This is a genomic window from Conexibacter sp. JCM 18997, from assembly GCF_055391915.1.
On record NZ_AP043885.1, the window covers coordinates 3,722,076 to 3,743,238 of the forward strand.

21 protein-coding genes are annotated in these 21,163 nt (G+C 74.7%); 11 read left to right on the plus strand and 10 right to left on the minus strand.

The genetic code is table 11. The features are described from left to right. Window positions 1-11: 11 nt before the first annotated feature. From ACZ5UI_RS18765 to ACZ5UI_RS18775, 3 genes are read left to right on the plus strand one after another with little or no spacing between them, the layout of a single operon-like run. Window positions 12-1,130 (plus strand): glycosyltransferase family 4 protein, encoded by a 1,119-nt coding sequence (locus ACZ5UI_RS18765; RefSeq protein ID WP_464189733.1) that lies wholly within the window; start codon window positions 12-14, stop codon window positions 1,128-1,130. Continuing rightward, a complete protein-coding gene (locus ACZ5UI_RS18770; RefSeq protein ID WP_464189735.1) occupies window positions 1,127-2,314 on the plus strand; it encodes a glycosyltransferase family 4 protein in 1,188 nt (395 codons plus the stop codon). The genes ACZ5UI_RS18765 and ACZ5UI_RS18770 overlap by 4 nt, the downstream gene beginning before the upstream one ends. A gap of 6 nt (window positions 2,315-2,320) precedes the next feature. Beyond that, the gene (locus ACZ5UI_RS18775; protein ID WP_464189737.1) at window positions 2,321-3,418 is read left to right on the plus strand and encodes a glycosyltransferase family 4 protein; all 1,098 of its coding nucleotides are present in this window, start codon (window positions 2,321-2,323) and stop codon (window positions 3,416-3,418) included. Here the strand turns inward: ACZ5UI_RS18775 and ACZ5UI_RS18780 are convergent. Next, entirely contained in the window at window positions 3,407-4,480 is a 1,074-nt protein-coding gene (locus ACZ5UI_RS18780) for a glycosyltransferase (protein WP_464189739.1), read from the minus strand. The genes ACZ5UI_RS18775 and ACZ5UI_RS18780 overlap by 12 nt on opposite strands. A gap of 29 nt (window positions 4,481-4,509) precedes the next feature. On the opposite strand from ACZ5UI_RS18780, the gene ACZ5UI_RS18785 reads away from it, so the two are divergent. Together ACZ5UI_RS18785 and ACZ5UI_RS18790 are read left to right on the plus strand one after the other, a co-directional pair. After that, window positions 4,510-5,022 carry an RNA polymerase sigma factor gene (locus ACZ5UI_RS18785; RefSeq protein WP_464189742.1) on the plus strand — a complete coding sequence of 171 codons (513 nt, stop codon included), beginning with the start codon at window positions 4,510-4,512 and terminating at the stop codon, window positions 5,020-5,022. Window positions 5,023-5,165: 143 nt separating this feature from the next. Then, window positions 5,166-6,104: an IS481 family transposase gene (locus ACZ5UI_RS18790; RefSeq protein WP_464189744.1), complete on the plus strand. Its 939-nt coding sequence runs from the start codon at window positions 5,166-5,168 to the stop codon at window positions 6,102-6,104. Here the strand turns inward: ACZ5UI_RS18790 and ACZ5UI_RS18795 are convergent, their stop codons facing one another. The 3 genes from ACZ5UI_RS18795 to ACZ5UI_RS18805 are packed head-to-tail and all read right to left on the minus strand — an operon-like array spanning window position 6,105 to window position 8,840. Beyond that, a complete protein-coding gene (locus ACZ5UI_RS18795) occupies window positions 6,105-6,359 on the minus strand; it encodes a hypothetical protein (RefSeq protein ID WP_464189747.1) in 255 nt (84 codons plus the stop codon). Between the two features lies 1 nt (window position 6,360). Then, a complete protein-coding gene (locus ACZ5UI_RS18800) occupies window positions 6,361-8,385 on the minus strand; it encodes an O-antigen ligase family protein (RefSeq protein ID WP_464189749.1) in 2,025 nt (674 codons plus the stop codon). After that, complete coding sequence (locus tag ACZ5UI_RS18805; protein ID WP_464189751.1) at window positions 8,355-8,840, minus strand: hypothetical protein; 486 nt, start codon at window positions 8,838-8,840, stop codon at window positions 8,355-8,357. The genes ACZ5UI_RS18800 and ACZ5UI_RS18805 overlap by 31 nt, the downstream gene beginning before the upstream one ends. Window positions 8,841-8,931: 91 nt before the next feature. Between ACZ5UI_RS18805 and ACZ5UI_RS18810 the strand changes: the two genes are divergently transcribed. Continuing rightward, entirely contained in the window at window positions 8,932-10,335 is a 1,404-nt protein-coding gene (locus tag ACZ5UI_RS18810) for a hypothetical protein (protein WP_464189753.1), read from the plus strand. A gap of 4 nt (window positions 10,336-10,339) precedes the next feature. On the opposite strand, the gene ACZ5UI_RS18815 is transcribed toward ACZ5UI_RS18810, so the two are convergent. Together ACZ5UI_RS18815 and ACZ5UI_RS18820 are read right to left on the minus strand one after the other, a co-directional pair. After that, the gene (locus ACZ5UI_RS18815) at window positions 10,340-11,146 is read right to left on the minus strand and encodes an ABC transporter permease (protein WP_464189755.1); all 807 of its coding nucleotides are present in this window, start codon (window positions 11,144-11,146) and stop codon (window positions 10,340-10,342) included. Next, window positions 11,143-11,862 carry an ABC transporter ATP-binding protein gene (locus tag ACZ5UI_RS18820; RefSeq protein ID WP_464189757.1) on the minus strand — a complete coding sequence of 240 codons (720 nt, stop codon included), beginning with the start codon at window positions 11,860-11,862 and terminating at the stop codon, window positions 11,143-11,145. Before ACZ5UI_RS18820 ends, ACZ5UI_RS18815 begins: the two co-directional genes overlap by 4 nt. 133 nt (window positions 11,863-11,995) lie before the next feature. On the opposite strand from ACZ5UI_RS18820, the gene ACZ5UI_RS18825 reads away from it, so the two are divergent. Next, window positions 11,996-12,130 carry a lasso RiPP family leader peptide-containing protein gene (locus ACZ5UI_RS18825; RefSeq protein ID WP_464189760.1) on the plus strand — a complete coding sequence of 45 codons (135 nt, stop codon included), beginning with the start codon at window positions 11,996-11,998 and terminating at the stop codon, window positions 12,128-12,130. A 16-nt stretch (window positions 12,131-12,146) separates the two neighbouring features. Here ACZ5UI_RS18825 and ACZ5UI_RS18830 read toward each other — a convergent pair whose 3' ends face one another. Continuing rightward, complete coding sequence (locus ACZ5UI_RS18830) at window positions 12,147-12,416, minus strand: PqqD family protein (RefSeq protein ID WP_464189762.1); 270 nt, start codon at window positions 12,414-12,416, stop codon at window positions 12,147-12,149. On the opposite strand from ACZ5UI_RS18830, the gene ACZ5UI_RS18835 reads away from it, so the two are divergent. The 3 genes from ACZ5UI_RS18835 to ACZ5UI_RS18845 are packed head-to-tail and all read left to right on the plus strand — an operon-like array spanning window position 12,397 to window position 15,686. Then, complete coding sequence (locus ACZ5UI_RS18835) at window positions 12,397-13,584, plus strand: asparagine synthase-related protein (RefSeq protein WP_464189764.1); 1,188 nt, start codon at window positions 12,397-12,399, stop codon at window positions 13,582-13,584. The two genes, ACZ5UI_RS18830 and ACZ5UI_RS18835, sit on opposite strands and share 20 nt — an antisense overlap. Then, entirely contained in the window at window positions 13,577-14,350 is a 774-nt protein-coding gene (locus ACZ5UI_RS18840; protein ID WP_464189766.1) for a hypothetical protein, read from the plus strand. The genes ACZ5UI_RS18835 and ACZ5UI_RS18840 overlap by 8 nt, the downstream gene beginning before the upstream one ends. 4 nt (window positions 14,351-14,354) lie before the next feature. Then, window positions 14,355-15,686 (plus strand): wax ester/triacylglycerol synthase domain-containing protein, encoded by a 1,332-nt coding sequence (locus tag ACZ5UI_RS18845; RefSeq protein ID WP_464189768.1) that lies wholly within the window; start codon window positions 14,355-14,357, stop codon window positions 15,684-15,686. Here ACZ5UI_RS18845 and ACZ5UI_RS18850 read toward each other — a convergent pair. Then, the gene (locus ACZ5UI_RS18850; RefSeq protein WP_464189770.1) at window positions 15,667-18,222 is read right to left on the minus strand and encodes an AMP-binding protein; all 2,556 of its coding nucleotides are present in this window, start codon (window positions 18,220-18,222) and stop codon (window positions 15,667-15,669) included. The two genes, ACZ5UI_RS18845 and ACZ5UI_RS18850, sit on opposite strands and share 20 nt — an antisense overlap. 29 nt (window positions 18,223-18,251) lie before the next feature. Here ACZ5UI_RS18850 and ACZ5UI_RS18855 point away from each other — a divergent pair, with 29 nt between their 5' ends. Continuing rightward, a complete protein-coding gene (locus ACZ5UI_RS18855; protein ID WP_464189772.1) occupies window positions 18,252-19,358 on the plus strand; it encodes an alcohol dehydrogenase catalytic domain-containing protein in 1,107 nt (368 codons plus the stop codon). On the opposite strand, the gene ACZ5UI_RS18860 is transcribed toward ACZ5UI_RS18855, so the two are convergent. Both ACZ5UI_RS18860 and ACZ5UI_RS18865 read right to left on the minus strand, forming a co-directional pair. Next, the gene (locus tag ACZ5UI_RS18860; protein WP_464189774.1) at window positions 19,342-20,097 is read right to left on the minus strand and encodes a hypothetical protein; all 756 of its coding nucleotides are present in this window, start codon (window positions 20,095-20,097) and stop codon (window positions 19,342-19,344) included. The genes ACZ5UI_RS18855 and ACZ5UI_RS18860 overlap by 17 nt on opposite strands. 126 nt (window positions 20,098-20,223) lie before the next feature. Next, window positions 20,224-20,991 (minus strand): tyrosine-protein phosphatase, encoded by a 768-nt coding sequence (locus tag ACZ5UI_RS18865; RefSeq protein ID WP_464189776.1) that lies wholly within the window; start codon window positions 20,989-20,991, stop codon window positions 20,224-20,226. Window positions 20,992-21,163 lie beyond the last annotated feature (172 nt).

Genomic DNA, 21,163 nt, shown 5'->3' on the forward strand with positions numbered 1-21,163 from the left:
TCATCGCAGCCTTGCCGCGGACCAGAGTCCTCGTGATCACCCCGGACTTCCCTCCCGCCCGCGGCGGCATTCAGCTGCTCCTGCAGCGCGTCGTGGCGGGCTGGACCCGCCTGCAGCCGGTCGTCGTGACGCTCGCCCAGCCCGACGCCGCGGCCTTCGACGCGACCCAGCCCTACCGCATCCACCGCGTCGTGGATCCGCCCGGCCCGCGCGCCGCCGCGATCGCCGGCCTGAACGCCTACGCCGCGTCGCTCGGCCTCCTGCGTCGGGCCGACGTGGTCCTGTGCGGCCACGTCGTGACCGCTCCCAGCGCGGAGGCGATCCGGCGCCTGGGCGGCGTGCCCTACGCGCAGTACCTGTACGCCAAGGAGCTCGACAACCGGCCCGGCCTGGCCCGCCGCGCGATCGGCGGCGCCGACAAGGTGATCGCGATCAGCGCCTACACCGCGCAGCTGGCCCGCAGCCTCGGGGCCCAGGACGCGCGCCTGTCGGTGATCCTGCCCGGCGTCGACGCGGCGCCGCCGGCCACGGTGCAGCGCGCACAGCGCCCGACGATCGTGACCGTCTCGCGTCTGCGCGACGAGTACAAGGGCCATGACGTGATGCTGGAGGCGATGACCCCCATCCGGCAAGCGATACCCGACGTTCAGTGGGTGGTGGTGGGCGACGGCCCGCTGCGCCCGGCGCTGGAGGCGCGCGCCGCCGAGCTGGGCCTGGGCGACGCCGTGCGCTTCGAGGGCTCGGTCAGCGACGCCGAGCGCGACGCCTGGCTGGATCGCGGCTGGGTCTTCTCGATGCCTTCGCGGGTGCCGCCGGACTCGATGTCCGGTGAGGGCTTCGGCATCGTGTTCCTGGAAGGCGGCGCGCACGGCATGCCGGTCGTGGCCGGCGGGGTCGGCGGCGCGCTCGACGCGGTCGTCGACGGCGAGACCGGCCTGCTGGTCGATCCGACCGATCCGACCGCGGTGGCCGATGCCTTGATCCGCCTGCTCAGCGACCGGCCGCTGGCCGAGCGCATGGGCGCGGCCGGCCTGGCCCGCTCGCACGAGTTCGCCTGGCCGCTGGTCGCCCGGCGCGTCGAGGACGAGATCCTCGAGCTCGTCCCCGACGCGGCCCGCGCCGCGGCATGAGGGTCCTGCTGGTCAACCACACCGCCCACGTCAGCGGCGGCGAGCGCTCGTTGCTGTCCCTGATCGACGGCCTGGCCCAGACCGACGTCGAGTGCCAGCTGGCCTGCCCCGACGACGGGCCGCTGGGCGGGCTGGCCCGCGATCGCGGCGTGGTCACCGTTCCGATCGTCGGCACCGCCGGCAGCCTCAAGCCCCACCCGGTGCGCACCCCGGTGGCGCTGGGCGAGATGACCGCCGCCGGCTGGCAGGTCGCCCGGCGGGCCCGGGCCTTCGGCGCGCAGGTGATCCACGCCAACTCGATCCGGGCCAGCATGGTCGCCGGCCCCGCCGCCCGGGTCAGCCACGCCGCCGCCGTGGCCCATCTGCGCGACCGCCTGCCGCCGGGCGCGGCCTCCACGGCGAGCCTGCGGCTGGTCGGCGCGACGTGCACGGAGATCGTGGCCAACTCGCGCTACACCGCCGAGGGACTGGCCACCGCCGGCATCGAGCGCGAGGCGATCGTCGTCCACAACCCGATCGACACGTCGCTGTTCCGCCCGCTGGCCGAGGCCGACCGCGCGGCCGCCCGCGCCGCGCTGGACCTGACGCCCGACCACTTCACGCTGGGCGTCGTCGGCCAGATCACCCCGTGGAAGGGCCAGGACACGGCGATCGAGGCGCTGGCGCTGCTGGCCGACCGGCGCCCGACCGACCGGCTGCTGCTCGTCGGCGAGGCGAAGTTCGTCAGCGCCGCCACGCGCTTCGACAACCGCACCTACCTGGCCGGGCTGCACGCGCTGGCCGAGCAGCCCGCGCTCCAGGGTCGCGTGGCCTTCCTGGGCGAGCGCGAGGACATGGGCACGCTGATGCCGGCGCTGGACGTGCTGCTGGTGCCGTCCTGGGAGGAGCCGTTCGGCCGCGTGGTGGTCGAGGCGATGGCCAGCGGCACCCCGGTGATCGCCACCGCCGTGGGCGGCCCGGCCGAGATCATCCGCGACGGCGTCGACGGCCTGCTCGTGCCCCCGCAGGACCCGGCGGCCTGGGCGGCCGCCGTCCAGCGCCTGGCCGACGACGCGCAGCTGCGGGGCGCGCTGGCCGCGGCCGGCCGGCAGCGCAGCCAGGACTTCACCGTCGGCGTCCACGCACGCGCGATGGTCGACGTGTACCGACGGGCGGCGCGGGCCGCCACGACCAAGGCGGCCTGAACCCCGATGCCCCGAGTCCTGATCGTCAGCCACCCGAGCGTCATCGGCGTCAACCAGCTGCCCCACGCGCGGTTGCGCGAGCTGGGCTGGGACGTGTTCCTGGCCGTGCCCGACCGCTGGTTCAACGACTACTCCGACGGCCTGTTCGACCACGAGACGCTGCCCGAGCTGGAGGGCCGCGTCGCCGGCCTGAAGGTGGTCAACCCCGGCCTCGTGCAGCGCCACGTGTACGTGCGCCCGCCCGGCGACCTGCTGCGCCGCGTCCAGCCCGACGTCGTGTTCATCGAGGAGGAGCCGACCTCGCTGGCCGGCGCCCAGTGGGCCTGGGCCTGCCACCGCGCCGGCATCCCGTTCGGGATGCAGATCGACGAGAACCTCGACCGTCCCTACCACCGGGTGGCCAAGGCGATCCGGGGCTGGACGCTCCCGCGGATGGCCTTCCTGGCCTCCCGCTCGCCCGCCGCCGCGGCGATCGCCCAGCGCTGGGGCTACACCGGGCCGGCGCCGCTGGTGCCCCATCCCGTGCCGCTGTGGGAGGTCGCGCCGCGGGATCCCGGCGACCGGCCGTTCACGATCGGCTTCGCCGGGCGCCTGGTGCCCCAGAAGGGCCTGCACGACCTGCTGGCCGCGGCCCAGGCGATGGGCGGCGTCACGCTGCGCCTGGTCGGCAACGGCGAGCTGGCCGACGAGCTGCGCGCCGCGACGATCCCCGGCGGCACGGTCGAGCTGATCACCGACATCGGCCACGCCGACATGCCGCGCGCCTACGCCGGGTTCGACGTGCTCGTGCTGCCCTCGCGCACGACGCCGACCTGGGCCGAGCAGTTCGGCCGCGTGCTGGTCGAGGCGATGTGGTGCGGCGTGCCGGTCGTCGGCTCGGACTCGGGTGAGATCCCGTGGGTGATCCGCACGACGGGCGGCGGGCTGGTCTTCCCCGAGGGCGACGCCGACGCGCTGCGCGCCGCGCTGGAGCGCCTGCGCGACGACCCGGCCCTGCGCGACGAGCTGGCCGCGGCCGGCCGCCAGCAGGTGGCCGAGCGGTTCACGATCGAGGCCGCCGCGCGCGATCTCGATGCGGCGATGCGGGCCGCGCTAGCCGGCTGATCCGTCGACCACCGCGAGCATCCGCTCGCGGAAGGCGCTGGTGGAGAACTGCGCCGCCCAGGCGGCGATCGCCTCCGGCGTGGTGTCCAGCGCGTCGGCCCGGGCGATCGCGTCGAGCAGGCTCTCCTCGCCGTGGTCGGCGAAGAACACGCCGGTGACGCCGTCCTGGATCGTCTCCAGCGCGCCGCCGGCGGCCAGCGCGACGACCGGCTTGCCCGCCGCCTGCGCCTCGACGGGCGTGATCCCGAAGTCCTCCTCGCCGGGCAGCACGAACGCGCGGCAGGTCTCCATCAGCTCGGTGACGGCGTCGTCGTCCAGGCGCCCGTGGAACGTGACCGTCGGCCCGGCCAGCGCGCGCAGCTCCTGCTCGCTGGGGCCGGTGCCCACCACGTCGAGGGCCAGGCCGGCCCGGTTGGCCGCGCGCACCACCGCGTCGACGCGCTTGTAGTCCAGCAGCCGCGAGACGACGAGCAGCCGCTCGCCCCGCGGCCGGGGCGTGAAGCGGTCGACCTGGACGGGCGGGGGCACGACGGCGGCCTGGCGGCCGTAGGCCTGCGCGATCTGCCGGCTGGTGTTGTGCGAGTTGGCCAGGTAGACGTCCGGGCGGCGGGCGGCCGCCTGGTCCCACCGGCGCAGGGCGCCCATCAGCGGCGCGGCCAGCCGCTGCCCGGCGGAGTGGCCCAGGTAGGCGTCGGGCGAGTACAGCCAGCGCGCCGGCGCGTGGCAGTAGACGACGTGGCGGGTGTGCGGCGCGGTGCGGATCCCGTGGGCCCAGCCGGTCGAGCTGGAGATCACCACGTCGTGGTCCAGAGGGCCCAGTTGGGCGAAGGCCAGCGGGTACAGCGGCAGCAGCGCGCGGAAGCGCTTGTCGACCGGCGCGCGCTGCAGGAAGCTCGTGCGCACGTCGTGTCCGGCGAAGCTCGAGAACGTCGATTGCGGCCGGTACAGCGCCGTGTAGATCGGGGCCTGCGGCCAGATGTCAGCCAGTGCGGCGACGACCCGCTCGGCTCCGCCCCGCTGGTTGAGGTAGTCGTGGACGATGGCGACGCGCGGAGATGGCACAGTCCGAGATGCACCATGATACCCCCCGGATGCACCCCGATTTTCTCGCCGCCTACGACGACCACGTGTGGACCGTCTACGGCTTCTTCGCCTATCGGGTGCGGTCCCGGACCGACGCCGAGGACCTCACGCAGGTCACCTTCGAACGGGCCCTGCGCGCCTGGTCGCGCTTCGATCCGCAGCGCGCATCGGCATCCACGTGGCTGCTGGCCATCGCCCGCAACCTGCTGATCGACCACTACCGCAGCGATCGGTCCGGCCAGCAGGACTCGATCGACGACCGCACCGAGCACGAGCTGGGCAGCGAGCTGGCCCAGCCCGACCTGGGGCTCGATCCGGCGCTGGCCACCTCGCTGGCCGGCCTGAGCGACCGCGACCGCGAGGTCGTCGCGCTGCGCTTCGGCGGCGATCTGACCACGGTCGAGATCGCCGAGCTGCTGGGGCTCACCGCGGCCAACGTCCAGCAGATCCTGTCGCGCAGCCTGCGCAAGATGCGCACCGAGCTGGAAGCGGCCGGCGTGACCGGCCCCAACCAGGCCTAGCTGAGCTGCTCACGGACCTGCTGAACAGGGCAGGGCCGCGTATTTGATGGATGTGTCCGGCCCCGACCGGAGGCTGAGAGGTGCGACCCACCACAGCCCAAGAAGGGACCGGACACATGACAGACCGTAGATGTCGCTATGCGATGGCGGCGAGGATCGAGATGGTCCGCCGCCGCCAGGCGGGCGAGTCGTTGCGGCAGATCGCCGCGGCGGTCGGGTGTTCGCCAACCACGGTCAAGACGATGTGTGACCGGTTCGGCCAAGCCAGCGAGGCCGAGAGGGCAGATTTCTCGTGCTTGGCGCCGAGGCGGCCGGTTCCGCTGTCGTGTCCTTGGGCGCTGACGGCGGCCCAGGAGCGCGAGATCCTCGACGCGCGCCAACGCACGAACTGGGGGCCGATGCGCCTGGCGTTCTTGACCGGCCGTCACCGCTCGACGAACTGGAAGGTGCTCAGGCGCCACGGCGTCAGCCGCCGACGCCGCAGCGAGCGGGCGACCGTTGGCAAGCGCTATGAGTGGACCCAAGCCGGCGCCTTGTTGCACATCGACGCGTTCTCGGCAGCGAAGTTCGATGAGCCCGGGCATTGGGCGACCGGTGATCGCTCCCAGGCCCAGCGCTCGCGCGGGGCGGGCAAGACGGTGGTCATCGGAGTGATCGACGACCACACCCGCCTGGCCTACTGCGAGCTGCACGCAGCCGAGAACAAACACACCGTCTCAGCCACGCTCAAGCGCGCCGCGGCCTGGATGGCAGAACAAGGCTGCGGCCCCGTCCAGGCGGTGATGAGTGACAACGCCAAGTGCTACTCCGAGAGCCACCAGTTCGCCCAAACACTGCACCAGCTCGGTGCCCGCCACATCCTCACGCCGCCCTACACCCCCCGCTGGAACGGCAAGATCGAGCGCTTCTGGCAAACCCTGGACACCGAATGGGCCCACAGCCGCGTTTGGCCCAACAGCACCCAACGCGACCGCGCCCTGTCATCGTTCATCCGCTTCTACAACCGCCAACGCCCACACTCAGCCGCCGGCGGCCGACCACCCATCACCCGCGTTCAGCAAGTCCGCGAGCAGGACACCTAGCTACATCGAGAGCGGCCCGGCGCCCGCGGCGCCCAGGCCGGCGATCACCAGCAGCGCCCCGCCGCTGCCGGTCAGCGCGGCGACGCGTCCCCACAGCAGCTTCGGGCGCGACGCGCCGGCGCGCGTCCCGGCCAGCCGGCGGCGCAGGTCTCCGCGGAACGCGGGCGCGGGCACCGGCCGGTCGCGCTGCAGGCGCTCGGCCAGGACGATGATCTCGGGCTCCTCGCCCGGGAGGTCTGCGGACCAGTCGCTCATGTCAGTTCTCCTTCACCCGCTGGCGGAACAGCGGCGAGTCGGGGTTCAGGGAGCGCGCGTGGCGGAACTCCGCCACCGAGCGCTTGGCCTGCCCGCGGCGCGCGGACACGCGGGAGGCGATCAGCCAGGTGCGCCAGTTCATCGGCTCGGCGCGGGTGGCCTTCTCGGCCAGCTGCTGAGCGCCGGACAGGTCGCCCGCGGTCTCGGCCACGAGCGCCTGCTGCATCAGCGCGGTGGCCGAGTACGGCTGCACGGCGGCGGCGTCGGCGGCCTTCTCGTAGGCCAGCGACAGGTCGCCCTGGGTCACCAGCGACTGGCTGTCGCGCACGTCCTTGGTCGAGGCCAGCGGGATGGCGATCAGCACGACGGCGGCGACCGACAGCACGGCCAGCCCGACGCGGGCCGGGATCTGGCGGCTGTTGCGACGCAGCTTGGCGCCGGGGTCGCGACCGAGGATCACCGCGGCGAGCAGGAAGAGCACGACGGGGATCACCGCGATCTCCCAGATCCACTCGACCGCGGCGGCGGTGGCGAACGCGGCCACGCCGGCGGTCGCGGCGGCGATGCCCAGCCGGTGCTGCTCGCTGCGCGCCCGCACGGCGCGCCACACGCCCATGGCCAGCAGCGCGATCATGCCGCCGCCGATCAGCAGCGTGCCGATCCAGCCCAGCTCGCCCCACGTCTCGGCGTACAGCGAGTGGGCGTCGCGCACGAAGCCGCCGGAGCGCGCCGGATCGCGGGCCCACCAGGCCTCGAAGGTGCCCGAGCCGATCCCCTTGAGCGGATCGCTGGCGTGGGCGCGGTCGGCGGACTGCCAGTACTGGTAGCGACCGTTGCCCGACAGGCTGTCCAGACGGCTGAAGGCGCTGTTGCGCTCGTTGACCACGCCGGCGCCGGGGCTCTTGAACTGCTGCCACTCGTCGTCGATCTTGCCGGGCGCGCCCGCGGCCAGCGCGATCACGATGGCCACGACGAGCGCCCCGCCGGCGGCCAGCGCGGTGACGCGCCGGCTCGGGCGCAGCCAGCCGGGCACGGTGACGTGGCGCAGGGCCAGCCCGTAGCCCGCCTGGGCCAGCGCGATCCCCAGGCAGGTGACGACGATCAGCGCGAGCAGGTCGTCGCCCTCGGAGCGGGCCAGCGCCGTGCGCAGGCCGTCCTTGAGCGCCGTCTGCCCGTCGGCGGCGACGATCAGGATCGCGCTGCCCGCGGCCATCAGGGCCAGCGTGGGCAGCGCGGTGAGCCGGCGCGGGAGCAGCACGACGAAGACGACCGCGGCGACCAGGACGAAGGCGACGCCGCCCCGGGAGACCGTGAAGAAGACGGCCAGCGTCATCACGGGCACGGTCGCGGCGGCGATCGCCTGGGCCACGAGCGTGCGCGCGCCGATCGCCGCGCGGGCGACCAGCGGCAGGCCGATGGCCAGGAACGCGGCCAGGCCGTTCCAGTAGTTCAGCGGGTAGCTGAGGCGGCGCGCGTTGGTCTCGAACGTGGCGTCGATCGTGGAGACGTCGAACCACTGCTGGTGCACGCGGTAGAGCACGGCCAGCAGCGCGACGACGCCGATGGCCACGGCGATGCCGTTGAGCACGTGGTTGATGCTCGCCTTGCCCTGCATGGCCAGGGCGAGCACGAACACGCCGCCGTAGACCGCGACCTTGGCCGCGTCGTCGACGGTCGCCTCGCGGCTCTCGGTCCAGGACGTGCCGATCAGCGTCCACACCACGAGCAGCGCCAACACGCCCAGCCCGGCGAACGCGGCCCAGCCCATGCGCCGGCGCGGCAGCACGCCGATGGCGGCGCCGATCAGCACGATCCACCACACCGCGATGCCCACCTGGTTGCGCACGACGGCGTCGTAGCCGCCGCCCTGCAGCGCCAGATACAGGACCGGCGCGAAGCCCAGGACCCAGCTGGCCAGGACCAGCGGCTCGGGCAGCCAGGCCAGCGTGAGGGCCTGCGAACCGGAGCGCGAGCGCGAGGAGCGCCCGCGCGAGGTCACACCGCCCGGCGACGGACGAGCACCCACGCGACCCCTCCCAATGCCGTCACCAACAGCAGCACGGGCAGCGCGGCACCCATGCCGTCACCGCCGCTGCCACCGATCGCCGAGGCCAGCGAGCCGATCGCCGACGGGGCTTCGTGCTCGCGCGTGATCTGCACCGCGGCACCACCCGTGCCGTTGCCGGCCGCGACGCCCGCGCCCGACGGCGCGGTCTGGCGGGCCACCTGCGCGGCGGCCTGCCCGTCGGCGCCCTGGGCGTCGAGCGCCTTCTCGGCCGAGCGGGTCAGCGGGTCGCTGGCGCCGCCGCCGGAGCCGTCGTTGGTGACGGCACCGTCCTTGCCGGTGGTGGGCTTGTTGCCCGAGGCGGTGGGGACACTCTCCTGGTACTCGTCGACCCCGGCGTTGCCCGGAGGCGCGACCGACGACTGGGCGACAGCCGAGGCCGGGGCGATCAGAGCAAGCAGGAGGAGGACGCACACGACGCGACGCATGGCCAGTGGTACGGAACGACGCCACCGATCCTGACGGCGATCGTCAGTGTTCTGATCGGGGATGCGTACGTTGAAGCCCGTGCCCCGTTGGCTGTCCCTCCCCCTTGCCCTCCTCATCTGCGGCTGCATCGTAGGTCCCGCGAGCGCCGCGAGCCTGCAGATCGGCTTTGTCGATGGCACGTTCTCGGGCGCCAGCGCCGATCGCGACGTGTGGCTGGACCAGGCCAAGATCGCCGGCGCGGACTTCATCCGCGTCGACTCCGGCTGGTCCGGCGTCGCGCCCAAGGAGCCGGCCAACCCCACGGATCCAGCCGATCCCGCCTATCGCTGGACGAACCTCGACAACGCCGTGATCGCCGCGACGGCCCGCGGTCTGGACATCGTCGTGGCCATGACGGGCGCGCCGACGTGGGCCCAGGGCGCCGACAAGCCGGCCACCGCGGCCAACGGCACCTGGCGACCGAACCCCGACGCCTACGGCCAGTTCGCCCGCGCGCTGGCCAAGCGCTACTCCGGCGCCTACAACGGGCTGCCGCGCGTCGACGCCTACGAGCCGTGGAACGAGGTCAACCTCGACAAGTACCTGACGCCGCAGTGGACGCGCGCCAGCAACGGCACCTTCCAGGCGGCCAGCCCCGACGTCTACCGGGGCCTGCTCAACGCGTTCTACGCCGGGGTCAAGGCCGAGGCGCCGGGCGCGCTGATCGTGGCCGGGGGGACCGCGCCGTTCGGCGACCCCGAGCCCGGCGGGTCGCGCATCCAGCCGGTCCTGTTCTACCGCGACCTGCTGTGCGTCAGCGCCACGCTGAAGCGCACGCCGGGCTGCTCGGACCCGGCGCACTTCGACGTGATCGACCACCATCCGTACTCGGTGCGCGGGCCGTTCGCCCCGGCCGCCAACGCCGACGACGTCAGCGTCCCGGACATGGGCAAGATCTCCCGGCTGGTCAGCGCGGCGGTGCGCAACGGCACCGCCCTGCCCCGCGCGACCAAGCAGCTGTGGGCCATGGAGGTGTCCTGGGACAGCTCCCCGCCGGATCCCGACGGCGTGCCCGCGGCCATGCAGGCCGACTGGATGCAGCAGGCGTTCTACGAGCTGGCCCGCCAGGGCGTGCGGCGCATCGGCTGGTACCGGCTGCGCGACCAGGCGCCGACGCCCAGCTACGCGACGACCTACCAGTCCGGGCCGTTCCTGCTCGACGGCACGGCCAAGCCGTCGGCCACCGCCTACAGGTTCCCGTTCGTCGTGCTGAAGGCGGGCAAGGGGCGCGTGCGCTACTGGGGCATGGCGCCGGCGGTCGGATCCGTGGTCATCGAACGCGCGGTCGGCTCAGGCTGGAAGGCCGTGCGCACCGTGCGCGCGAGCAGCATCACCACGCCGTTCGCGGGCACGCTGAAGCTGCGCGGCACGCCGACGCTGCGGGCCCGGCAGGGCACCGTCGTGTCGCTGTCGGGCAAGCCCGCGTCGACCAGCGCGAAGTAGCGCCTCAGTAGTGGCTCAGTGAGCCGGTCCGGCGCACCCGCGCCAGCGTCCGCTCGTAGACCACCGCCGCCAGCGGCAGGCCGATGACCGCGGCGCCGGCCAGCGCGGCCAGCAGCCCGCCTTCGACGTGGTCGGCCAGCAGCGCCTGGCGCTCGACCTCCAGGCCCCAGGCGATCGGGCTGCACCAGCCGAGCACCTCCAGGAACCCGCCCACCAGCGCCAGCGGGTACCACGCGCCGGAGACGATCACCAGGCCGCCGACGACGAGCGAGATGACCCCGAGGATCTGCTTGAACAGCAGCGTGCCGGCGGCCAGGATCATCCCGATCGCCAGCATCACGGCGACGGTCAACGCGATCCCCAGCACGGCGACCAGCAGCGCCAGCGGACCGGTCGACAGCTCGGCGCCGAAGACCAACCAGGCCAGCAGGATCACCGTCACGCAGGCGACGAGCGCGAGCAGGACGTCGAACGCGGCGTCGGCCACCACCGCCCACACAGGCCGCACCGGCGTGGCCAGCACCGCCTCCAGCGTCCCGGTCGTCTGCTCGCCGCGCACGCTGGCCGAGGGCCCGGTGATGGCGATCTGGACCGGGCGCAGCAGCGCGAGCGCGATGACCACCCAGGCGAAGTAGGACGTGTCGATGCCGGCCGTCTGCGCGAAGCCGGCCGGGGCGACGAGCTTGCTGACCTGGAAGACGACGAACAGGAGGATCAGCGTGCCCAGCAGCTGCAGCGCGAAGGCGATCCGGTAGGAGCGGGCGATCGCCACGTCACGGCGGACGTAGGCGGCGAGGACGTGCCAGCTCATGCCGCGGCCAGCTCCGCCAGCAGCGCGGCCAGCTCGCCGGCCGGCGCGCCCACCGCCAGCCGCTCGCGCACCTCGCCGCGGTGCAGGACCACGCTGCTGGCTCCCAGCGCCGCCGGGTCCTCGAGGTCGTGGGTGGCCACGATCATGGCCAACCCGCGCTGGGCGACGAGCTGCGCGAGCGTGGCCCGCAGCTCCACCGCGGCGGTCGGATCGAGGCTGCGGGCGGGCTCGTCGAGCAGCAGGACGCGCGGATCGCCGAGCAGCACGCGGGCCAGGGCCAGGCGCATGCGCATGCCGGTCGACCAGCCGGACACCGGGCGGTCGGCGGCCTCGGCCAAGCCCAGCTCGCCGAGCAGCGCGTCGGCGCGGACCGCCGCGGCGCGGCGGTCCAGGCCGTGCAGCGCGGCGAAGAAGGCCAGGTTGGCGCGGCCGCTCAGCCGCCAGTAGTGCGAGCGCTCCTCGGCCAGCAGGAGCCCGGCGATGCGGCGCGCCGCCCGCGGGTCGGCGACCGCGTCCAGCCCCGCGACCCGGACGGTCCCGGTGTCGGGCACCGTCGAGGCCGCGGCGATCCGCAGCAGGGTCGACTTGCCCGCCCCGTTCTGGCCCAGCAGCGCGACGATCTCGCCCGGCCCGGCGGCCAGCGTGACGTCGCACAGCGCTTCGGTCGGGCCGTAGCGCTTGGACACACCGTCGAGCGCCACGGATGCACGATCCATCGCGCGGATCTTCGCACGTCATCGGTGCTCGGCGGCACGGGAAGAATTCCAGCGTGCTGCGCGCCGGCCGACTAGAATCGCCTCCACCAGGCGCCCGGGAACGGCGTCGTTGCATCCAGAAAGCGAGTCACTGATGACCACCCCTCACGCCGAGACGGCAGCACCGTACGTGGCTCCGGCGGCCACCGACCTCGGCTCCGTCGCCGAGCTGACCCAGACCAAGGTCAGCACCGGTCCCGACGGCAGCAGCCTGCTCGACGGCTCCTAGTGTCCGAATCAGGGCACTAGCTCTCGAGCAGCTGACGCTCGTCGAGCCAGGCCAGGAAGGCGTCCACGTCGGACCCGGCGGCCGGCTCGGCCTCGGGCCAGCGTGCGACCAGCGCGCTCGTCAACTCCGCCCTCGTCGCGCCGACCTGCAGGTACGGCCACAGAACGGTCGCCGTCGGGTTCATGCTCAGGTAGCGACCGGCGGCGCGATCGAGCACGAGCAGCTCCCCCTCGACCTCCCGCCAGTTGAGATCTTCGGCCCGCAGCTTGAACCGTCCGTCCGTCATCAGCGGCCAGTCTAGGAATCTTTCGCTGCCGCCCGGCCTGGACGCGCTGGACGTCGCGCTCGGCCTCCCCCTGGGCCCGGCCGGGCCACCGGTCGCCGCCCGCGCTGTCGGGCCGTCGCCCCACGACGCGCTCGTCGCCGCGCTGCTGCCCGCCCTGCGCCGACCACCATGCGTGGTCGCGTTCTCCGGCGGGCGCGACTCGACGCTGCTGCTCGCCGTGGCGCTGGAAGCCGCACGCCGAGAGGGGCTGCCGGAGCCGATCCCGGTGACGCTGCGCTTCCCCGCGCTGGACGAGACCGACGAGACGGACTGGCAGGGCCGCGCGCTGGCCGCGCTGCGGCCCGCCGATCACGTGGTGCTCGAGCCCGGCGACGGCCTCCAGGTCCTGGGCGATGCCTGGCGCGAGCTGGCCCGCCGCGTCGGCCCGTTCGCGCCGGCCAACGCGAGCTTCGCCCTGCCCTTCGCGCCGCACGCCGCCGGCGGATCGCTGGTGCTCGGCGTGGGCGGCGACGAGCTGCTGGGCCGCTGGCGCTGGTCGGCGGTGGCCGACGCCGCGGCTCGTCGTGCCCCCCGCACCCCGCGTCTGGCCCTGTCGGCCGCCTTCTCCCACGCGCCGCTGGCCTTCCGCCGCGCCCGCCACCGGCCGTCGTTGGGCCCGCCGCCGTGGATCGCCACGCCGAGCCGGCGGGCCGCGCTGCGGCGCCTGAAGCTCGACGGCGCGCAGCCGCGCCGCTTCGACGATCACGTGCGGCGCGAGGCGCGCCTGCGCGCGGCGAGCGACCAGGTTCCCACCTACACGCGGGTGCTGGCACCGCACGACGTGCGCTTCCACGCGCCCCTGCTCGACGCCGGCGTCGTCACCGCCCTGGCCCGGGCCGGCGGCGCCAACGGCTTCGGCGGGCGCGCAGCCGCCACGGCGGCGCTGGCCGGCCCCGCCGGGGTGCCCGATGCGCTGCTACAGCGGCCCACGAAGGCCACGTTCTGGGGCGTGTACGTGGGCGAGCCCTGGCGCGCGTTCGCCCGCGACTGGGACGGCCAGACCTTCGATCCCGATCTCGTGGACGCCGACATCCTGCGCGCGACGTGGCTGCAGCCGTCGCGCCCGGACTTCCGCAGCGCGCTGCTGCTGGCCACCGCGTGGTGGGCGACCCAGGGCGCCGATGCCTGAGGCGGCGGCCTACGGCTGGCGCGTGGACGGCGCCGAGGGCGACCCGTGGCTGGCCGTCGAGGGCGCTGCGGGCTGGCCGCTGCTGACCGTCGCGCGGACCACCGATCGGGCGCCGTTCGAGCAGCCGGGCCACCTCGTCCGCGCCGCGCTGACCGCGGACGGCGCACACGCCGACCTGCCGCTGGCCCCGGCCGACATGCTCGCCCATCCGCTGCTGGCCACGGCGGCGATCCGCCTGGCCCGCGCGCGCGGCGATCTGGCGCTCCACGGCGGCGCCCTGGTCGGCGCCGCCGGGGCCTGGCTGATCCTGGGCGCCAAGGAGGCCGGCAAGAGCTCGTTGCTGGCCACGGCGGCGCTGGTCGGCGCGACCGTCCTGGGCGACGACATCGCGATCGTCCGCGACGGGGACGTCCTGGGCGGCCCGCGGCTCGTCGATCTGCGGCCCGACAGCGCCGCCGCGCTACCCGCGCCGACTGACCCGGTGCGCGGCGGGACGCGGCAGCGGCTGCGCCTGGGGCCGGCGCCCGCGCGGACGCCGCTGGCGGGCATCGTGTACCTGGCCTGGGGCGAGCGGGCCGAGGTCGTGCCGCTGCCGCCCGCCGAACGGCTGCGCCGCCTGGCCGCCGCCCCGCAGGAGCGCGCGACCGGCGACCCCGCCGCGGTCCTGGAGCTGGCCGCGCTGCCCACGGTCGAGCTGCGCCGGCCACGCCGCCTCGCCGGGGCCGCTACCGCGGCGCGCGTCCTCCTCGACGCGATCGGGGGCTGAGCCGGTGCGGGCGGTCCGCGGCGTCGACACCTTCTTCCTGGTCGAGGAGCGCCCACAGGCGCCGATGCACACGCTCAAGCTGGTGACGCTGGATCGGGCGCCCTCGCTGGACGCCGTCCGCGCGCAGGTGGCCGAGCGGATCGGCGCGATCGAGCCGCTGCGCCTGATCGTGGCCGGACCGCCCCACCAGCCCGTGTGGGTCGATCGCGGGCCGCCGGACCTCGACTGGCACGTCGTCGAGCGCCACGTGCCGGCGCCCGGCGGGCCGGGGGAGCTGCGGGCCGCCATGTCGGAGCTGGCCGCCGAGCTGCTCGACCGTCGCCGGCCGTTGTGGCGGATGGTCCTCCTGCGCGGCGTCCGCGACGGCGGCGCGGTGATCCTGCAGGTGCACCACGCGCTGGCCGGCGGTCCGGCGACCCCCTTGCTGCTGGGGGCACTGCTCGGCGGGCAGGCCGCCGGCGGGCCCGGCCCAGAGCCCGAGCCGCTCCCGGACCGGCAGGCGCTCCGACGCTCGCGGGCCGCCGAGCGCCGCGCCCTCGCCCGGTCGCTCCCGGGCTGGTGCGCCCGCAGCGTCCGGGCCGCGCGGCACGGCCGGGCGGTCACGGCCGCCGGAGGGCCGACGGCCGCGCGCGCCTTCGCCGGCCCGGCGCTCCCCTGGAGCGGCCCGCTGGAACCGAGCCGGGCCTTCGCGACGGTGACCCTGGAGCTGGAGGCCGTCCGGCGGGTGCGCGCCGCGACGCAGGCCACGGCGGCCGACGTGATCACCGCGCTGATCAGCGACGCGGTGAGCGCACACCTGGCCGCCCGCGGCCCATCGCCCCGGCTGAGCGTGATGATCCCGATCGCGCTGGCCACCGGCCCGCGACAGTGGCCGTGGGGCAACCGCAACGTGATCGTCACCGTGTGGGCCTCGCCCGATCCCGACCCCGTCGTCCGGCTGCGCGCGCTGCGCACGGCGATCGCGGCCGGGCGGGCGCGGCGCGGGGGCGAGGCCGGCGCGGCCCTGCTGGGCTGGTGGAACCTGTACCGCTTCGCCACGCGCGGGTACGGCGCGATCGTGGCGGCCATGGGCCGTCTGGGCCGGCCGCCGTACGGGCTCGTCGTCTCGACCGTCGTCGCGCCCCCCGGGCCGTTGCGCCTCGGCGGGGCCGAGGTCCGGGAGATCCACTCGCTCAGCACGCTGACCGACAACATGGGCCTGAACGTGACGGCATGGACCGTCGGCGAGCGCGTGTGCATCGGCGTCGTGGCCTGCGGGTCGCTGGCCGCCGTGGCCGAGGACGTCGCCCGCCGCTGCGGGCCGGCGCTGGAGCGGCTCAGCGCCCCGCTGCGCTGAGGATCTCGGCCAGCTGGGCGATCTGCGGCTCGCGACCGAGCTCCCAGTGCTGGCCGTCGAACGCGACCACGTCGAGGCGGCCGGCCACGTGCCGGGCCCAGCCGGCGGCGCTGGAGGAGCCGCTGAGCGAATGCACCAGCAGGACGTCGCCCGGGTAGGGCACGGCCGGCATGTACGCGGCGGCCAGGCCGCCGTAGAGCGCCATCAGGAAGCGCTCGCGCAGCGGGAGCGACACCGGTGGTCCGCCGGCCAGCGCCCGCATGATCTCGGCTTGGGCCTGCGCCCGTCGTTCGCGCTCGCGGCGAACGTCGCCGCGCGCCCGGGCCCACAACCGTCGCGCCCGCCGCACGCCGGATCGCGCCACCTGCCCCGCCGAGAGCGGTCTCCGGGGCGCGGTCACCGGGGCGCCGCGGTGGTAGCGGCCAGGCTCGGACGTGTCGCCCAGCGCGACCAGCTCGACGGTCTCCCCGTCGGCCCGTAGTCGACGGGCCATCTCCAGCGCGATCAGCCCGCCCAGCGACAGGCCGTACAGCCGGTACGGGCCGGTCGGCACGTCCGCGCGCACCGCTTCCAGGTAGCGGTCGGCCAGCGCTTCGATGGACGTCTCGGCGATCCGGCGTCCGTCCAGCGCCTGCCCGCGCAGCGCCAGCACGGGCTGGTCGGCGGGCAGGTGCCGGGCCAGCAGCTCGGCCCACACGACGTCCGCCGCGGCGCCGTGGACGCAGATCAACGGCGGCCGCGCATCGCCCCGCCGCACCCACACCAGCGGGGACCAGTCGACCTGGCCGCGCTCTACCAGCGCGGCCAGCGCCGCGACGGTCGGCGCCTGCACCAGCGCCGAGACCGGCAGCTCGACGCCGAAGCGATGGACGACGGCCGCGATCAGGCGCGCGCCACGCAGCGAGTCGCCGCCGATCAGGAACCAGTCGTCGTCGACGCCGACCGCCTCGCCGCCGAGGATCGCCTGCCACAGCTCGCACAGGACGCGCTCGGTCTCGGTGCGCGGCGGGGTCGGCGGCGGCCCGCCGGGGGCACGGCGGTCGACGGGCAGCGAGCGGCGGTCGACCTTGCCGCCCGGCAGCAGCGGGAGCGCGTCGAGCACGGCGATCGTGTCGGGCACCAGCGGCCCAGGCAGTCGCCGGGCCAGCTCGGCGCGCGCCCGCGGGCCGGACAGCGCGTCGGGCCGGTCGAGCACGATCGCCGCCGCCAACCGGAGGTCTCCGGCCGCCTCGTACGTCGTCGCGGCCGCGTCGCGTACGCCATCCAGGCCGCGCAGCGCGCTCTCCACCTCACCCAGCTCCACGCGGTTGCCGGCGATCTTGACCACATGGTCGCGGCGGCCGTGGTGGATCAGCGTGCCGTCGGGCAACCGGCGCGCGAGGTCGCCGGTGCGCACACGCCGCCGGCCGTCACCGACCGCCACGAACGTCGCCGCGCTCGGCTCGGGCGCCCGCCAGTACCCCAGCGCGGTCTGGGCGCTCTCGATCACCAGCTCGCCGATCTCGCCGTCGGGCAGCTCCTCGCCGTCGTCGCCCACGATCGTCGCCGTCGCGCCCGCGACGGGCCGGCCCAGCGGGAGCGGGCCGTCCTCGAGCGGGGCGTCCGCGCCGACCATCAGCTGCAGGCACGGGCCGGTCTCGGTCGTCCCGTAGAAGTTGAAGATCGTGGCGCCGGGCTCCAGGCGCGCGCGCAGCGCGGCCACGTCCGCCCACGTCGCCGTCTCCCCGGTCAGGAACACCGCGTAGACCCCGGTGGCCACCAGCTCCTCGGGCCAGGCGGCGACCAGGTGGCGGGCGATCGTCGGGATCAGCGGGATCCCGGCCACCCCGGCGTCGCGCAGCCAGCCGCCGAAGCCGACGATGCCCCGCCGGCGGATCTCGTAGGCGGCGATCGTCGCGCCGATCAGCACGTAGTTCTGCAGCGTCAGCTCGACCATCCCGGTCGAGCCGGCCGCCAGCAGGCCGGCCCGCGGCGCCTCGGGGACCTCGTGCGCGTCGGACAGGTTCGCGGTCCTGGTGCCCGTGGGGCGCTGGGCGCGCCCGACCAGGATGCCCTTGGGCTCGCCCGTGGAGCCGGACGTGAAGGCGATCGAGACGATCTCGCCCGGCTGGCGGTCGACCGGTTCCCCCGCCGGACCGGCCGCGGCGATGGCCGTGGGGCGCCGGACCGGCACGTCACCCAGCGTCAGGTCCAGATCGCTGAGCGCCCACACGCACTCGGCCCGCGCGGCCAGCGCGGCCAGCCGCTCGGGCGGCGTCGTCGGATCGACCGGCACCGACACCGCGCCGGCGCGGGCCAGCGCCATCGTCGCCACCAGCAGCTCCCACGTCGACTCGATGCACACCAGCACGTGGTGGTGGCCATCGCCGAGCTCGTGCAGCAGCCGCCCCGCGACCGCGTCGGCGGCGGCGTCCAGCTCGGCGTAGGTGAAGCGGGCGTCGTCGACCTCGAGGGCCACGCGGTCGGGGGCGTCGGCGGCGAACAGGCGCAGGGCACCCGAGGCCGACAGCGGGGCTTCGGGGTCGGTCACATCCACCGGGGCAGAGCGTAATTAGGATCCCGCCCATGCAGATCCGTGCAGCAGTGCTCGAGGAGTTCGGTCAGCCGCTGGTCGTGCAGGACGTCGACCTCGCTGGGCCCAAGGCCGGGGAGGTGCTGGTGCGGCTGCACGCCTGCGGCGTCTGCCACACCGACATGTACACGGCGTCCGGTGCCGACCCGTCCGGCTACGCGCCCGCGGTGCTCGGCCACGAGGGCGCCGGCGTCGTCGAGGCGATCGGCGAGGGCGTGACCAGCGTCAAGCCCGGCGACCACGTCGTGACGCTGTTCTCGCCCCAGTGCCGCGAGTGCATCCACTGCGTGTCGCCCAAGACGAACCTGTGCATGGCCATCCGGGCCGAGCAGAACCAGGGCTACCTGCCCGACCACAGCACGCGCCTGTCCCGCGGCGGCGACCCGATCCGCCACTTCATGGGCACCTCGACGTTCGCCGAGGCGACGGTCATGCCCGAGATCGCCCTGGCCAAGGTCTCGCCCGAGGCCCCGCTGGAGGCCGCCGCGCTGTTCGCCTGCGGCCTGACCACCGGGCTGGGCGCCGCGATGTACACGGCCAAGCTCGAGGAGGGCTCGACCGCCGTCGTGTTCGGCGCCGGCATGGTCGGCCTCGGCGCGGTCGTGGGCGCGCGCCTGCAGGGCGCCGAGCGGATCGTCTGCGTCGACATGAGCGACGACCGTCTCGAGCTGGCCCGCAACCACGGCGCCACGCACGTGATGAAGGGCGGCCCCGAGGCCACCGACGCGATCCTCGAGATGACCGACGGGTACGGCGCGGACTACACGTTCGAGTGCACCGGCCTGGTCGGCGTCATGCAGCAGGCCGTCGAGACGGCGCGCATGGGCTGGGGCCTGTGCACGGTGTGCGGCGTGGCCGGCAAGGGCGAGACGCTGGACGTGATCCCCCGCTGGCTGATCCAGGGTCGCCGGGTGGCCGGCTCGAGCTTCGGCGGCGCCAAGGGGCGCGACAACGTCCCCCAGCTCGTGCAGCGCTACCTGGACGGCGACATCGACGCGGAGTCCTTCATCTCGCACCGGATCACGCTGGACGAGGTCAACAAGGGCTTCGACCTGATGCACCACCAGGACGGCATCCGCAGCGTCATCCAGTACGTGTGACCAGCCAGGGCTCCCAGGGCATCAGCTCGGCGTCGGCGTCGCTGTAGTACTTCAGCGGCGCCACCGCCATGCGCGCCTTGGCCTTCGAGCGGGCCTTGGCCTTGCCCCGGTCGCGGGCCTTGGCTCGCTTGGTCGCCCGCTTGGTCGCGGTGGTCGGCGCGTCGACCACCGCCGCGGGCGGCGTGGCCGTGCCGGCCGGTGTGGTGGCCGCCGGCGCGGGCGCGGGCGTCGGCGCCGGGGCGCTCGGATCGGCCGTCATGCAGGCCGGCAGCGGCGCGCGGTAGATCGGCGACATCACGTCCGGACCGTCGGCGGTGTGCGGGTGCCCCGTCAGGTGGCCGTACTCGTGGACGAGCACCGTGCAGAACTTCGGCCAGGTGAACGACATGCCGGCGTTGAAGACGATCCGGCATTGGCTGTTCTGGGCCGGCGCGTCGTAGGAGGAGACCGGGTTGGCCCAGTAGGAGCGGGCGTTGATGTTCGCGTCGTCGGTGCCCCACTCGATCAGGACCTGGCCGCCACAGGCGTCCACGCCCCAGTTGGCGGTCGAGATGCCCTGGGCGATCTGCATGGCCGGCGAGCCCACCGCGAACTTCGTCGCGGGCGGGACGTCGTCGGCCTTGCCCGGCGAGGCGGTGGCGAAGAACGCGGCCGGAATCATCGCCGCCGAGAGCGCCAACAGCAGCTTCGTGCTGCCAGCAGCCGTCCTGATCCGTGAGATGACCTGCCCGCCGTCCATGGCGCCGTCGCTCCTTGCTCTGCGCTGGGGCCTCCATGGCCCCGCCTGAGCAGGTCATCGGCAGGCGCGCGCACGACCGCGCTGTCCTGCGCCGGACTTTGGCCGTTTGATCGAGCGGGGTCGCGCTCAGCCGCGCTGCCACCAGCGCTTGCGCGCCGATGACGGGGCGGGGGCCGGCAGCGCCGGCGGCCCGGGGACGCGCTCGCCGGCCAGGATCGCCGCGGGCGCGTCGCGCGTCAGCCAGCCCGACAGCACGCCGAAGCCGGCCTCCTGCACGTGCTCCTCCAGGCCGGGCGGGCGACGCACCGCGTCGTGCGCATCGGAGGAGACGACGTGGATCAGGCCCTCGCTCATCATCTCGCGGGCCACGCCGGCCACCGTCCGCCCGAAGGAGCCGGTCAGCGCCGTCGCGGTCACCTGGCAGCGCACGCCCTCGGCCACCAGGCCGGCCAGGGCGGCGCGGTCGCGATGGAACGCGGGGCAGCGCTCAGGATGGGCGAGCAGGATGCGATGGCCGCGGTCGGCGATGCTGCGCACGATCCCGTCGATCCCGACGGTCGCGTCCAGCGGGGCCTCCAGCAGCAACCACGGGCCGCCCGCCAGGTGCAGCGCCTGCAGCTCGCTGTCGGGCGTGTCGGCCGCGCGGGTCAGACCGACCTCGGCGCCCATCACCAGCTCCAGCGGGATCCGCTCCTCGGCCAGGGCAGCGCGCAGGTCCTCGATCCCGGCGGCGATCGCGGCCGATCCGTTGGGCATCGACCAGTCCACGTGCGGCGTGCAGGCGACGATCTGCACACCCGCGGCGACCTGCGCGCGGGCCATCGCGATCGCCGCCTCGACGTCCGGCGGGCCGTCGTCGATCCCGGGCAGCAGGTGGCAGTGGAGGTCGATCACGCTGGGCCAGCGTAACCGTCAGCGACGCGCCCGCGGGATCGGCCATGGGCCTCCGGCGTTGAGTGATCTTGAGCCCACCTGGACGGATAGTCGATGTTGATTGGCCGTGACACATCTGGACACGTACCGGTCGAGGTGGCTAGGTTGGTTCTCGCGGAGGTGCCGGGAACCC